Origin of the sequence: Bacillus sp. DJP31 (assembly GCF_049310945.1) — a bacterium.
Lineage (GTDB): Bacteria > Bacillota > Bacilli > Bacillales > SA4 > Bacillus_BS.
Genome location: NZ_JBMERO010000045.1, coordinates 1 through 15283, shown reverse-complemented (window position 1 = coordinate 15283; position 15283 = coordinate 1). Strand labels below are relative to the sequence as shown.

Below are 15283 nucleotides of genomic sequence, written 5' to 3'. Positions count from 1 at the left end.
TATAAGTAAATAAGATGAAATAACAGGAAGCACCTGGATTCTTAGGAAAAAATGTAGGTAGAATCATTCTATCTATATTAAACTCTTAATTATTCGGGTGCTTTTTGTTGTTTATTGGAGGAGAAAATAATGATAGAAATCAAAGGTAAGAGCATCAGCAACTTGGACACTCCGAGAAGCCTTAGAAGAAATGCGAGAGTTTCGAGTATGGAGTGACAACACATATAATGCTTATCTTGGAGATGTTGATCATTTTGAAGATTTTAGCTTACAAGAAGGAATTGAACCGACTTTAGGAAATATTTCTCTTCACCACGTAAATAGATGGATTAATTGGTCAAACGAAGAAAAGGTGGCCTTTAAAACCACGCAACGCAGAAAAGCATCTCTAGCCAGTCTCTTTAAGTTTTATCAGGCAATGGGAACGATTATAAGTAACCCTTTTCAAGCAACAGTAATCCCTGAAGCTGTGGGTTACCATTCAGAGCAATGGAGTTAGATGAAATTATTAAAGTGTACGAAACGGTTGACTATTTAAAACGTGAAGAGGGGCAAGATGTAATGGTGACGATTGGCGTGTTATTTAATACCGGGCTGCGAGGTCATGCCTTATCACAAATAAAAGTCAAAGATGTATTACTGGATAAAGAACTCATCATCTATAAGCCAGGGGTGATCAATAATAAACATACTTTTCAATATTTCCCTATTCCACCTCGTCTTTTGGAACAAATAAAGCATCATATCCAGCACTATGACCTCCAACCGGACGAACAGCTGTTGAATGGGTTATCAGGAAAACCGCTACAGAATAAGCAAATCAACTGGATTACGAATAGAATCAATAAAATTCTGGGATGGGAAAAAGTTATAAAATTGCCTCTGCTAAGTAGAATTGTTGATTTCTTCAATAAAAGTAATTTGAACTGGCTAAGTCGCTGTATCAAGATACGGAGAGAGGTTATTAGGTTATGAAGAAGATGTTCAACAATTTACTAAAACATAGCGTAAATCTAAACAGATTTACGCCTTTTTCATTTGTATCAAACTTATTTTAACAAGTTAAAAATTTACCTTTGTGGAGAGTCTCACTTAAACTAAAAAGGGGCTATTGCTGAACATCTTTTTAAAATAGAAGTGTTGCGGTTGTGTACCTTCGTGCGACGGATTGGAGGTAGGATATTTGGATGGCCAGGATAAGCACGACAATTATGTTGCGAACCTTTTGGGCTTTTTCTTCATTTAGCCCTTCTATTCTAATGGCAATTTCCATAGCCCGATTTTCAATTAAATATTCCAATGTTTTTTTCCCGCTTAATTAACGCCAGGTTTGAATCAACTTCCTCTAGACCATAGCCTAATTCCTCGGTGGAATTAAGGAGGATTAGGCTTTTCCACTTCTAAAGTCCTTGACTTTTTCTACTAAATTATCTGACAGCATTATCTGGATAAGGTAATAAAGGTTCATAAATGCCTTGTTGCTAACATTTCTATGATATTTCTTTCCTCAGGTGTATATCGTTCGCCTTGTTTATACATGATATTACCTCAGATTCAATAGAAAGTGATTTTTTGGATATCGTTAGTTGGAAATTAGTCATTAGGGAGTATTGGTTTAATTCACATAATTATCATTGTGTTATACCTAATAACCCGTTCCACTTCTTTAACCAAGAAAGGAGCAGGTGTTTTATATTATATAGTAAATGTTTTCCATTACTTAATGGTTTCAATTCTGTGTAGTCAGTTAATATAGCTTTCATTCCGCTAATTTTCTCTTGAAAAATCTTCTCACAACCTGCTTTTTCGAGTGCGTAAATTTGTAAGTCTAATGATTGGTGGTGGTTACTTACTCTTGCAAGCCTATCTTCATTATGTATCAAGCTCCATGTCAAATCGACTATGAATATATCAATTTTCATTCTCTTCGACACCAAACAGCGAAGAGCCACATTTATTAAGTAAGAGTTGCCTAGTTCTATCTATATAGCAAGCCGTTTTAAAATTCTTATTAATGTTGGATTAATAACCTAAAATAGTGTTTTTAGTGTAAAATATGAAATTATAGGTAATTATCCCACAAGGATAATTTTAGGAGGATACTAATGACAAGGATCAATCAACTATCTCCATTTATGAAGGGTTTAATAGATGAGTTAAATGAAAAAATAGATCTGATTAACGGATATAAAGCGAACTTAGGATTAAACGTAGTTAGCTATGACCGATATGTAAGAGATATTAAAAGACAGATTGAGACATCTAATGCGGAGTATACGATTGCTTTTGTTGGAATGTTTAATTCTGGGAAATCGACCGTTATTAATAGCTTGCTAGGTTTAAAAGGTAATGCACGCTTAAGCGAGCAGGATAGACCTGACACGGCAAAAAGTATTCGAATTTGCTATCGGACCTCTAAAGATCAGGCTGAGGCTAAGCTTGTTTTTGAGGACGGATCAACCGCGGAAATGTCTTGGGTTGAAGCGAAACAGTTTACAAGCCAAGTGTTTATGGACGAAAATCCGCATTTAAAAGGAAAGGCAGAAAAATTAGTTGAGGTAGTTTATTATTTTGAACACCCGATTTTAGAGATTTGTAATTTTTTAGACTTACCAGGGACTGGTTCCAAAAATTGGCATACCCATACGGAATTAACACATCAAAAGCTTACTGAGGCAGAACAGGTTTTTTGGGTTATAGCCACAAATGCTCCTGAACCATCTGGAAGTGACTTAAATGACTTAAAGATTCTAAAAAATATTCAATCGAATGTAGTGCCATTTATTAATGTTTGGGCAGATGAAGAAGACGAGATTTCAGGTGTTGTTACCCCTGAGGAAATGAAGGAGTCCATTCGATCGAGTTTAAGTTCGTTTATTTCACCAGACAAGCCTATTCTTAAATATTATGCCCGTGAAATAGACAAGGCAAAACAAGAGGACCGTGAAATCGAAGAACATTGGGGCGATCAGGAGTTCAAATCCTTTTTCAGTAGCAGTTTTCTAAACGATGCTAATGTAAAAACGAAAGAAAAGCTTCGTCGAATCTCCAATAATGTGAAGGTATCACTATTAAATGTAAATGATTTGTTATCTTCTGACCTAAAAGAGTTGAAAGTACAAAAGGCGAAGCTAGACTCTAAAAAAACATGGCTGTCAGAACAAAAGGATGCACGCTCAGATATCCGAATGGAGCTAAAGGGTAAGATTCGTAAGCTAGCAGCAGACAAAGTAGATGATATCATTCAAAGCTGTATTGCGAACTCCAATACGTTTATTGAAGATAAAATGAGAATGCTAAATTTTAAGATGTTAGTTGATGCAGTGAAAGCAAAGGATTCAAATGTAGTAGCTGAAAAGCTGACAGAGGAATTTAGAAGTAAGTATTTGAAGCTTGATGAACAGCCAAGTTGGTTGGATCAATTAATTGAGGATTTTGTTGAGGATGTAAAGATTATCGTTGAAGCTAGGTGGAATCGCTTTATAAAGGATTTTAATGAACAGTTATCTACTGAAGGACATAGTGGAGTTAAAATATCATCAGAATTTGTTGATTCCATACTTGGTAAAACAATTGGTGGCATCTTAACAAAACTATTAACTGCCCTAATAGGAGCTGCAGGTATATTCGCTGTCATTGCCCTTATTCCAGGCGGAGCAATCGTTGATGCAGCAGTAGTAGTTATATTCCTATTGCAAGCTATTTTTCAAGATCCTCTTGAAAAACATCGAGTAAATGCCAAGCTACGAGCAAAAGTTATGATTTCAAACCAACGTTATGAATTAAAAAATCAAATAGCGAAAGAAGGATTATCCCTTCACGATGCTTGCGAAAGAATGTTTGATAAATTATTAGCTGAACATGGGTTGAATTTAGGAAATGAAGAGAGTCAGTTAGTAAACTTAGAGCAAGCCATTAAAGACCTACAAAGCATCCTGGATGATCGACAGCATGAGCTATCTAGCTTAGCGAAGGGAGAATAAACGTTGGAAAATACAATAATGGAAACACAGATTACTAAGATTCAATTGGTCACACCCTTTCTAACAGAACGGTTAATCTCTCAAGTAAAAAGGGCGGAAGAGGCTTTACAAGAGGAAAGACCAGTAATTAGTATCTTAGCAACAAACAAAAAGCTATTAGCCGAATTCAATGATTCACTACCTCCAGAATTAGCTGATAATTGGATAAGGTATGAATATATTACTGAGCCAACCTTTGAAGACTATTCTGAAGAGTATTTACAAGGAATTGTGAATGAGTCTCTTGCCTCAGACTTTATAATCCTACTAACAACGGCGCTGAGAATTGCTCCAACAGGAATTTATACCATTATTAATTCAATTCGCTCCTATCATAAACGAACTTTTATTTTGTTAGGAGAACTCCAGCAAGTGCCGAAGAAGGAAGAAGTCATTATGCGAAAGATTTCAGAAGCGGGACAAGCTTTTGAAATAGAAACCGTGCATGTTTACGCATGTGGTCCGAAAAGTGAAAAGGTATCACAAATCCTCCCTATTACCAAACAGTTAGTTCAAGTAAATGACATAATAAAAGAGAAGCTAAGTCGCTCAAAAAGTGAACAAACAGAGAAATATGTAAGTCATACGTATAATCAAGTTTTTGAGCATGTCTTGAACATTCACAAGGATTATTTACAGACACGCCAATCGCTTTCTAGTGAAAAGAAATTAATGATGCAAAATTTTAACAGCTTGCAGCTGCAATTTAGAAATTTTAGAACGGACATGAATGATTTACAGCAAACATTCCTTGAGGAGCTAGGTACGATTACATGGAATATGGTAAAAGGTAAAATTGTCGAAGATGAAGGGGAGCTACCTTTAAATGAACATCTATTTGCTTCCGTTCAAAATGCTCTTATTGCTTTATATAATGTAGCTATAACAAAGATAAAAGATAATCATTCAACTTCACTAAAAGAAAAACTTACTGTAGTCGCTCATGATATGCAAAAAAGCTTATACCGAGATATTGATGCTTTAAGTAAGATTTCGGATGTTGATGATGAAGTATTGAATCAACTAAATGAACTTATAGTAGATGATTCATTCTTACAGCCGTTATATTCTAGGCTAGATAACCTTGAAACAAGCCTTTATACAGATATTCTTAGTCAATACCGAAACATCATTGTTGATAAAACCTCTACCTTTAAAATCAAGCTTTTCCATTCACTTCGAGGTGAACGAAAGGTAAGTGAAAGCGATAAAGGTGAAGCAAGAGATGAAACAGAGGATAAGACCAAGGATAAGGAACAGAAACCAGAGGATAAACAAGATGCAAACAACTCTAGTGATACTGAAAATGAGACAAAAAATGATGAAAATTCTTCTCAAGGGAATCAATCCTATTGGACTCAAAAATATTCTCTGATTAGACATGAGTTATTTGAGCATGAGATGGAGTCTGCTATTAGCTCTATAAGTGAAAGTCTGTTAGAAATGGCTCAAGAAAAAATAAGTTCCTCTAAGCAGTCTGTCATTGGGTCGTTGGAAGAAGGCCTGGAAAGCTACCAAAATCAAATAATTGACTTGTATAATCAACTTGCGAAAAAGCATGAGGAAAAATTCGTAGCAATTAAAGAATTTATTAAATAGGGGGTACTGTCTATGAAAAGTCAGCTTGTCTCCTCCTTTTTAGACGATATACAAAAGCTTGGCATAAACACAAAGGTACCGAGTCTTGAGTATGTACCTGTCCTATTTTTTACCGATGTATGTATGGACTATTTAAAATCGACTACATTCCAACAACAATCAGGGGTGAAGTTTGAACATATATCGAGAAATGATATTACGGTAGATGAACAAGAATTCCTTATTCTTATCTTAGGAGACCATGAACTAGATAGAGCTGATATTAGATTAATAAAGTCACTGTTGCAATCGAATGTAAAAATAGTTCCTTTACTACTATTAAGTAACCAATTTTTTGATATACCTGAAGGTGAAATCTTTAATTACGGTCAATATATCGATAGCTTAAACCGTTTGTACGGAAAAATGTTTCATACGGTTGCTTTTAAGGAACAAGATATTTATAAAGGTGCTCCTGAAGTAATGGAGTACTTTCAAGCTCTTAAGGATATTAAACACTTAATGAGAGTTAAGAACGAGCTAAAGGTTTATCAAGAGGAATTCGTTTCGTTCCAATTCTCATTATTGGAGGCAACCGAAGAAACCTCCAATTTTTTCGAATTGGGGATTATGACTAACTTAGAAAAGGATATTTCGAGACTACTACTTCAAATTGAAAAAGCCATAAATAATAAATACAATGGTATTTTTAATGAACAGAAGGGTATATTTACTCTAATTCAAAGAGAAAACCTTCGAAAGGTGACAGTTCATCGGTATCCAAACATTGGCTCATCTTGGATTGCAGCACAATTCGGGATCGAATTCCTAGATGTGTCCACCCAAATAAAGAGCTTTATTAAGGAAATGAAAGCGAGTGAAGCAAATAGCCTCTTCCACGAATTAATAGAAGAAACAGAAAAGGCTTTACACTTTGCTACAAATATATCTATACTCGGTACCTTTAGCGCTGGAAAAACAACCTTTATTAATACGTTATTAGGAGCAAATTTGCGAACATCGTCCACTCATAATACATCAATATTATCAGAGATTCGCTACAGCGCGGATAATACTAATAAAGTAATATTTGATTATAAACCAACGGTTCGCTTGGAGATTATGCAACCAGATCAAGAGCAAGATTATGCAATAATTTCTCCAGTTAACGCTATTGTAGAGGAAGTCGTTGATATAAGCGGTTTAAAGACCATCATCATGAAGAAAAAGGATGAAGCACTCTCTTTTTATGTTGGTGGAAAAAAACTTCTACCCAATGTGAAGCCTGGCACACAAATTTTCCAGGATGAACTTTTAACAGAGGGAAAAAATCCAACTGTATCTCAAGTACATTCATTTAATTTATACTCTATTGAAGAAATCAAATCCCTCATACAGTTGTTGGATATTGGTACGTTACAAAATGCCAAGCTCTCGATTCAACGAAATGGTGGAATAGAGCTGTTAGTTAATAAGGATAAAATAAAGGATTTTCTTGTGCGTTTGAAGGGAATCGCAAAGTCTCGGAACGATAACATCTTTCTTGATAACCTAGTGGGAAATGAATTCGTGGATATAAGAAGGGTAACACTATCTGCACATGTTGTTTCATCCCAGCTAGTCGAAGAAATTGTTTTAGACGAAGCGGGATGGGAAACATTTCAAGGGACCGATTTGGATAAGGGATATGCAGAATCACCACAGTGTTATTTACTTTTAAACAAAGCAGTTGTTTATTTGCAAAATGATTTTTTACAGCTAACCAATATTATCGATACTCCAGGTTTAGGTTCGATAACTGACCTTCATGACGAAATTACCGAAAGTTATCTAAGAGATGCGAAAGGAATTCTCATGATCATGATTAAAATGGACATGCATCTTGAGAAGGAATCGCTATGGAAACTATTATCGCTCCTAAATTCCGTTTATAAAAATAAATCTCGTGATCATGTGTATTTCTTTTGCAATTGGTTTAGGAACCTAAGAAAATGGCAAGATATCGAACGTGTCTTTTCTAATCTTCGAAATATTCTAACTGACTTTGGTTTTAAGAAGGAAAATATCTTTTTGTGTAATTTAGAATCTGTCATAAAGCACGGAATTGAAGATGAATATTTAGGTGATTTCCCATCCTATGGGCTATTAAGAGAGAAGTTAAAGATGGATATTGGCAAGCTAGGTCCGATGCATCATCTAAGTAGGCTTAATGAAAAATGGCGTAGTCATCTTCATACTAAGCTTCATAATCAAGAGGAAACTCTTCTACAATTGAAACTGGATTTTAAGGATAAAATATTTCGAAAAGAAAAGCTATTACAAAAAAGGATTGAGCTAGAGAGTTTATCACCTGATGCTAACAATGTATTTCGTCAGCTTGGCGAAGTAGAAGAAATTGCACATTCCATTACGTATAGACTAGATACAAAAAAGTCGTGGAAAGAGAGTGTGGATTTATTAGTAGAGGCAGTTGAAGCTATTAATAAGATGTATTTAGATGATGATATTTTACATGAAATAGAAATGAATATGCTAGAGATCAAGTTTAGTCTATCAGCTTTAGATATAAAGGAGCCGATTCCTGAACTACCAGAGCCTCATCTTAGATCAATCCCATATGAACAACTCAGAAAAATGATGCAAACCATCATTGACGAATGGCCACCGTTAACCTTTTCTTTTGGTAAGTATCGAGATTATAAACGCTGGGATATCCAGGATTGGCTAAAAGAGCAAATCGAAATGCTGAAAAAATCATTTCAACAATACTATAACGAAGCTTTTCAATTATTTACTTTCTACAAAGAGATGGTAATAAAGGGTATTACGAAAGAGTATGAAATGCTGAATAGGGCTTCAGATGTTGATATCATTAGGATACAATCATTGATTCATGATATTAAGGAGCATGTCATTCCAGCCTGGAATAAAATATCTCAGAACATCTATCAACTTCAACTAGCGAGGGAACGTAATGAATACAACTGAAATAAAAGAGCTCATTAAACAGAAAGCGAATAAGGCAGAACATGACTTTAACGAAAAGCTTGAGGAGACAGTCCGATTATGGTATTCAACTTCGGATGAAATTATTAATCGATTAGAAAATGAAAGAAAGGAAATGTCCTCTTTATTACAAGAGCAAAGCTCTAAATCCGATGGAATACTTACAGAAGCAATAACTAGTCTTACCAGTCAATATGTTGGTTCAACCGAGACTGTTAAAGAGTTTATTAAGGATGAACTAACCCCCATCCCTAAATTAGTAGAAGCTCAAAATGAATCCATAGCAAAAATGGAAAAAGAAATCTTGAGTTCTGTAAATAGAATGGGAGAAACAAATAGGAAAGATCTTAATGAGATGCTATCTAACTTGCAGCAGTTAGTACAGAATTCAACAGAAGAAATGAATCGTGTAATAAGGAAAGATCATTCCACAGTACTAGCATCAATTGACCAGGTTAGTATCCAAATGCAGGATAAAGTCAATGAATTAAGTAAAATAATAATGAATAGTAATCAAAAGCAAGATCAACTGATAGATTTGTACAAAGAGGAAAGCCTTTCAAATAAACAGAAAAACAAAAGGATGACTATTTTGTATTGGTTTCAATTTGTTGTCATAGTTGGAGGATTGATGTTTATCATGTTTCAATAAAAATGATAAGCTTAGGCTAAGGACCTGAGCTTATCATTTTTTCATTCCAAAAAATCGTCATGTCATTTATAAGATCCTTTGCTGCATAGAGACTAGATACTACGCAATAAATATCTTTGATGATTTTGCAAAGGAATGTACTGAAACAAACTCTTCTGGGTGCTGGTGTAATGTTTGGTAATAGTTATGAATTATCTCTGAATATTTATGAATAAATATATAATGTTGATGTTTGCGAATTAATGTACTAACGACGCAGTTTACTGCTTTAAAATAGAAATTCCTTTTTACTTTGCAGGGGAAAATATCACAACTCTAGAAATTAGTATAGATACAAGTAAATAGAGAAGTTGATATCCCTAGTGTTGCATACAACTGGATTCGCAGCGTAAGGAGACAAACAGGGTTATTATGGGGATGAATCCATGATAGAGAAGGTGGTCTGGAATGCGGACAACAACATAACAGATGAGGTGAAAAAAATAGATGATGCTCCCATAATTGGTCCACATCATCTGTAATGACTACCTATTAGTTTCATTATTTTCTTTATTGGTTTTTCGAACAACGAAAACACCACATACCCAGGTGATGAAAACCATTTGCTTCTAACGAACGTTGGCCTATTTTTCCCAAAGGGTGTTTTCAATGCAGGGTTATGGTTTGCCATCGTTATAGGTTTTCCAATCAACTTTATACCAGAACATATTGTTTTGAATATAAATATCATCAACCGAAGTGCCTTCTACAACGCCCCACCATTCGATGAATTTTTCAATTATCTTTTTTTCGGTAAAGTACATATGCCAAGTATCAACTAAATTCCATGCTTCTTCATCGGTTATTTCTCTCCCCATACGTTCTTTGCCAAGCTGTTCTATAACTCCTGAAAACGTCGTTTGGTTTCCGGCAATGCGCGTATGGTCATAATCTTCTCTGAATTTCATTAAAACGCTCCCTTTATGACGTTTTATGTTTTTACCTTTTAACCCAAAAAACAATAATGTAGATTTTCTGCATTTACTTTGTTACTCTTGCCTTGATTGTAACAGGCGCAGGGTGATTTTTCAATCCATTACAGGCATTGAGAAATATAGAATACAAGAGTAGTTGAATTACCATATGCCAGCCCTCCAAATCTTCTTTTTTCCATGTAGTTGTTGAACCGTGCATATGAAATGCAAATTCAGATAGAAGATAAGCAGACTCAGGTTAAACAAGACCCAGTAAAACCTTTTTTCACAGTTAGATGGTGAAGTGGCTAAAGAAGTAAACCTTATTGAGGATGTATTTGAAGGACAGTTCGTTATGGAAAAGGCAGATCCTTTTGACCAAAGAGATATGGGGCATTCATATTTAAATTATTCAATATATAAAGAGATGATTTTAACAACTTAAGGAAATCAAGAGAAATGTGAAATAAGGAGGAATCATCTTGAAAATGTTAAAAGTACTTTTAAGGGAAGCTGATAAAGTTGTAGAAAACATATTAACTCAACATTATGAAGAAAAAAATAAAAAAATTGAAATTCAGGATGCTGTTACTTTAGGTGTATTTGAAGATTTATTTAAAAAAGGACAAGCATTGCAACTTCTAATAGAAAAGAATATGGATGCTGGTATTGATTCGTTAGCTAGAGGTATGATGGAAAACACTGTATATCTTAAGACTTTATTATCAGAAGATAATAAAATTTTAGGTAGGTCGTATTATGTAGCTAATAAAAGAAAAGAATTAAAAATACTTAAAACAATGTTAGCAGAAGATGAAATCGGAAAAAGAATTAGGTCATTGCTGGCAACCGATTTACAGGACCTAAAGACAAGAATTGGAATAGAACCAGATGAGAAATTGGAGCAGCTTAAGTCCAATTATGAAGATGTTTTTAATCTTAGGTCAGAAGGGGCTGAGTGGTATAATCTTGAAGATAAATCAAGGAACTTCTTCGAACTTTGCAAGTATTTTGATATGGAACCAGAATACCATATTCTTTATAGAAGATTCTCTGATGAAGTACATGCTCAGGATGTAATGAAAAGAATAAAAGTTTTTGACGGAGAATTATTTGTTCTAAGTAATACATACAGTAGTGATATGCAACTCAGTTTAGCCAATTTTTTTTTGGTTGAAAGTATAAGAAATATTTACACTTTTTATGGATTAAAAAAACCTTTAAGACAGTTTAATGCACTAATTAAGATAAATTATAAGTTTAAGATTAAATGATGAACGGGCCTAATCAGCTTGTTCATATGCTAACAATTCAGGATCATTAGCCCTGATTTGTTTTCTTGCCTTTAATCAGTTTTGGCGTACCTGTTTTAATAGGGTCGGGTTTAAAGTACTTCACATGTAATTTAATTGTGAAGCCTAAATCCTGGTGAATAAGGGTTTAAGGTTTTTTTTATGTACTTATTTTGAAGGAATTCACGGAAATACGAAGGTTTTAGAGGCACTTTCTTTCCAATTTAACTCTAAAATTGATACTAAAACTAGTTAGATATAAAAAGCAATTATATAACAATAATTCTATTAATTATAATAATACAGTTTGCTATAATAACGATGTTGTAATATTTTGTAATCATTGGAAAGGGGTTTATTGGATGCTTAGATGGGAAGGTATGAGAATCAATGGGTACTATCCTAAATTTGAAGACAAAAGTTTTAGAGTTTTGTCTATCGACGGTGGGGAATTGAAGTGAATGAAGAGGAAGATAAACGTCCGTTGAACATGATTGTGGTGACTTTAGCACCCAAGAAGATGTTCAGTTATTTTACGAGTCGAACGGAGGACCTGGCTATGATCTTTATGACTTAGACAGAGATAATGATGGGAATAGCTTGTGATTGGAACTGATTTGTGTGTACAGGTGAAAAAAATGAGTGAAGGAGGGATCGTTATGGAAAAAGAACAGCCAAACATTAATCAGATAAAACTTTTAGCGAAGAGATTAATAAATAAAAATTCACATAGGGAAGTCACATCAGAAACAAAGCATAACAATTCCGGCATATACATGATATACATAGATAATTTTCATTCGGAGAATATCGTACCAATTTATATAGGACAAGCCAAGGATATCCAAAAACGATATAAACAACACCTAACTGAAATATTAGCTTTAAACCGAATCTCATATGAGGAATATCACAAATACTTTTTCTCTAAATCAACTTCGTTCTATGAAGGTAAATTCAAGTCATGTAAGATTTTTAAATTTATGGTAGAGAATCAATGTACTTTAAGGGACTTCCGAATGGTTATCATAGAAGAGATTGATACTGATTTAGATAAAATAGAACAAGAGTATTTTAATAAATTACTACCTGCATTTTTGGGGTTTAATCAATTGGGTTCTTTTCTTAAAAGGCTATCCATGCGTTTTTCCAATACTCAAGACCAAACAGAGTTACTAAATTATTTAAATATATTGGAGAAAGATTTAGAACTTATTAGTATTTTTTACGAGTATGGCTACACAAGATTTAATTTTGAACACTCTATTCCTAAAGACATTACTGACCTTGTAAAAGAGGAAAAACCCCTAAGTGAAGAACTACAATTTAAGTTTGAAATAGTAACGAAGAATCTCAATGAATTATGTTTACGATATATACCTGATTATGAAAAAATGCAAAAGGTTTATAAAGTAATCAACGATTATAGGAAAGTTAAAGAACAATATAAAAAAGCGTTAACCATTCTTGACCACGAAATTAGTGAGAAATTAAGAGAGTTTGAACTGTTTAATCAGGAAGCGATAGAGCATTTTATTTATAGTATTAGTTCAGTACCAGAAAAACGGCCAATATTTAAAAAACACTTTAATAAATATTTAAAATCGAGGAAGTGTAAACTTAATTTCTATACTATCCTTGAGAAACAAATAAATGCTGTGGAACATAAAATTGATGAAATAACGGAACAAAACGAACGTTACAAGAAAGCTATGGAATTGTATGAAGACTGGAATGATAAACTGAGACCTAAAAGATATGAGTTAATATTTCCCTCAGTTAAATTTTCTCCTTTTGTATTAAGGGATAAATGTAGCTCGAATTCAATAGCATTAGATACTAGTGAAGATTTATTTAATACTTGTCATATAAGGGTATTTATTGCTAATAATGGAATTAACCGAAACCTTGATATTAATAAATATGAATATATCGTTAGGGTTGATTTCTGCGTTATCGATAGTGAGGGAAGGAAGTCAGGAAAGAGTATATATATTGATAATGATTTTACAAGAAATAGTCTTTCTGGAATTGAATACTATGAGAAAGATTTTTATAACGTATTTGTATTTAAAAGGGAACCATTTACTATTTCTAGTTTAATTAATAATAAGATTGATAATTCCTGTATTTCTCTTCAAGCTGAGTATAAGCATGGGATCAATGATCATACGTTAACAAAAAATAAAAATCTAACTAATTTAATCCATGTTTTAGAGGAAATCAACAAATTTACAATTGAAGATACTCGATTCAATATAAATGTCACTGAGTCATCCAAATGCTTAGAAAGGTGTTTAATGAATGATAACTTACTAGAGCATGACTTGGTAAAACAGATATTATTCAAAAAGAATATAAAGGTAAGAAGGATACAGAAAAAAGAACCGGCAAAAAAAGAAGAGAAATTGAATAAATCTGAAATGGTAGAGATTAATAGGCAGAAAAGGGCAGAGGCATATAAACAGAAAGTAATATTGAATTCAAAGGGCGCAATCAATGTAATGAACTATATATCAAGTAAAGAAAATGTAACAGCTCATTGTACATATTGTGAACATACCTGGGGAATTCGCAGTGATCATTTGCTAAAAAGACTTTATTGCCCATTATGTAAATAAACAAAGAGTTCTTTTATATTTAAACGAATTTAAGGCTTAACTTCGGGACTGGGTATTCATCATTATGCTATCTAAATCATTTACCTATAAATGGAATTAATATTGTTCTTTGTTTATTAGGGATATAGCTTCAAATGAGGAAATAAAATTTTAGAAGTAATGGTCCAACTAGCTAATATTTTAAAGTTGAATTGTGCTGCCATTGGAGTAGAAAGGTATGAATAGTTTATATACATAAAAGGAATAGAATTCAACGAAGTTTAGGGACAATTCAAAAGGGGATGTACTTAAAAATATTGCTTTATGGAGATTAGGGGACTCATTACAAAGCCTTAAGGTTAACAGTAATGGTACAACCTCAACGCTAGAATTTATGAATGAAAAGGAAAGAGGTTGGATTCCATATTTATATTACAATGACATTGGATACCCATTTTACCAGAACATGGAAAGGGCAGATGACATGTCAGCGGTTTTAAATATGGCACTTGATCAGATTGAATTCCGATTTAGGAAAATAAAGGAAGAAGAGATGGTTATTGCAGATACTTTCCGTGCTGCTTTAGAAAAAACACGGCAGGAGATTGTTGAACGTAGTCTTGATCCCAAAGATCCAGAACACATTGCATTACTTGATGAGTTAAAACGTGTGTTTAAAAAGAAGAATATTGAGGAATTATCTGCTGATGAGATGAAGGAAATTACAAAAGATCTGAATGATTTAAAAAAGCGTGCAGAGAGAAAAAATCATTCTGACAGGATGCTAGCTTCTAAGTACAGCGGCGATGTCAAGTATATGAGAACACACAAGCGTATTATGGAGAATCCTCCACCGATAGCAAATGCCATCATAACGCATCAAATTCTTATGGAAATCAAGAATCTGGCAGACGAAAGGATCGCCCATAATGCGAGAGTACTTGATAACGAGCCGTTCTTTATACGTTCCTTACAACCGCTTATAATCTCAGCCTGCAAAAAGCAACGCATTACTGTGAACATGGAACAAGTGAAGTTCATAGAAACATGTATTTCACAAGAATACTTTACTGAGAGGAACTGGGCTTCATAATGAATACAGAAAATATAATGATTAACACCAAATCCATGATTGATAACTTAAAAACAGTTTGTGCCAATTTTGGGCTTGGTAATGCTA

The 15283-nt window shown here is 33.7% G+C and carries 13 protein-coding genes; 10 read left to right on the top strand and 3 right to left on the bottom strand.

The annotated features are described in order from the left end of the window. The first annotated feature begins 190 nt into the window (after positions 1-190). Together ACOI1C_RS21400 and ACOI1C_RS21395 are read left to right on the top strand one after the other, a co-directional pair. A complete protein-coding gene (locus ACOI1C_RS21400; protein WP_422512602.1) occupies positions 191-499 on the top strand; it encodes a site-specific integrase in 309 nt (102 codons plus the stop codon). Continuing rightward, positions 490-975 carry a hypothetical protein gene (locus tag ACOI1C_RS21395; protein ID WP_422512601.1) on the top strand — a complete coding sequence of 162 codons (486 nt, stop codon included), beginning with the start codon at positions 490-492 and terminating at the stop codon, positions 973-975. The genes ACOI1C_RS21400 and ACOI1C_RS21395 overlap by 10 nt, the downstream gene beginning before the upstream one ends. 151 nt (positions 976-1126) lie before the next feature. Here the strand turns inward: ACOI1C_RS21395 and ACOI1C_RS21390 are convergent, their stop codons facing one another. Next, positions 1127-1300: a hypothetical protein gene (locus tag ACOI1C_RS21390; RefSeq protein ID WP_422512600.1), complete on the bottom strand. Its 174-nt coding sequence runs from the start codon at positions 1298-1300 to the stop codon at positions 1127-1129. 331 nt (positions 1301-1631) lie between these two features. After that, on the bottom strand, positions 1632-1922 hold the full coding sequence (locus ACOI1C_RS21385; RefSeq protein ID WP_422512599.1) for a recombinase family protein: 291 nt from the start codon (positions 1920-1922) through the stop codon (positions 1632-1634). Between the two features lie 183 nt (positions 1923-2105). Between ACOI1C_RS21385 and ACOI1C_RS21380 the strand changes: the two genes are divergently transcribed. Genes ACOI1C_RS21380 through ACOI1C_RS21365 form a run of 4 tightly spaced genes read left to right on the top strand, consistent with a single transcriptional unit; the run spans position 2106 to position 9258 of the window. Further along, positions 2106-3983 carry a dynamin family protein gene (locus ACOI1C_RS21380; protein ID WP_422512597.1) on the top strand — a complete coding sequence of 626 codons (1878 nt, stop codon included), beginning with the start codon at positions 2106-2108 and terminating at the stop codon, positions 3981-3983. Between the two features lie 3 nt (positions 3984-3986). After that, the gene (locus tag ACOI1C_RS21375; RefSeq protein WP_422512595.1) at positions 3987-5621 is read left to right on the top strand and encodes a hypothetical protein; all 1635 of its coding nucleotides are present in this window, start codon (positions 3987-3989) and stop codon (positions 5619-5621) included. 12 nt (positions 5622-5633) lie between these two features. Beyond that, a complete protein-coding gene (locus ACOI1C_RS21370) occupies positions 5634-8588 on the top strand; it encodes a dynamin family protein (RefSeq protein WP_422512594.1) in 2955 nt (984 codons plus the stop codon). Further along, positions 8575-9258, top strand: coding sequence for a hypothetical protein (locus ACOI1C_RS21365; RefSeq protein WP_422512592.1), 684 nt, complete (start codon positions 8575-8577; stop codon positions 9256-9258). Before ACOI1C_RS21370 ends, ACOI1C_RS21365 begins: the two co-directional genes overlap by 14 nt. A 656-nt stretch (positions 9259-9914) precedes the next feature. On the opposite strand, the gene ACOI1C_RS21360 is transcribed toward ACOI1C_RS21365, so the two are convergent. Next, the gene (locus ACOI1C_RS21360; RefSeq protein WP_422512591.1) at positions 9915-10205 is read right to left on the bottom strand and encodes a hypothetical protein; all 291 of its coding nucleotides are present in this window, start codon (positions 10203-10205) and stop codon (positions 9915-9917) included. Positions 10206-10515: 310 nt separating this feature from the next. Between ACOI1C_RS21360 and ACOI1C_RS21355 the strand changes: the two genes are divergently transcribed. The 4 genes from ACOI1C_RS21355 (at position 10516) to ACOI1C_RS21340 (ending at position 15196) form a co-directional block, all read left to right on the top strand. Further along, entirely contained in the window at positions 10516-10656 is a 141-nt protein-coding gene (locus ACOI1C_RS21355; RefSeq protein WP_422512590.1) for a hypothetical protein, read from the top strand. A gap of 43 nt (positions 10657-10699) precedes the next feature. Next, complete coding sequence (locus ACOI1C_RS21350) at positions 10700-11485, top strand: DUF5677 domain-containing protein (protein ID WP_422512603.1); 786 nt, start codon at positions 10700-10702, stop codon at positions 11483-11485. Between the two features lie 677 nt (positions 11486-12162). Further along, positions 12163-14124: an excinuclease ABC subunit C gene (locus tag ACOI1C_RS21345; protein WP_422512588.1), complete on the top strand. Its 1962-nt coding sequence runs from the start codon at positions 12163-12165 to the stop codon at positions 14122-14124. Positions 14125-14587: 463 nt separating this feature from the next. Next, a complete protein-coding gene (locus ACOI1C_RS21340; protein WP_422512587.1) occupies positions 14588-15196 on the top strand; it encodes a hypothetical protein in 609 nt (202 codons plus the stop codon). Positions 15197-15283 lie beyond the last annotated feature (87 nt).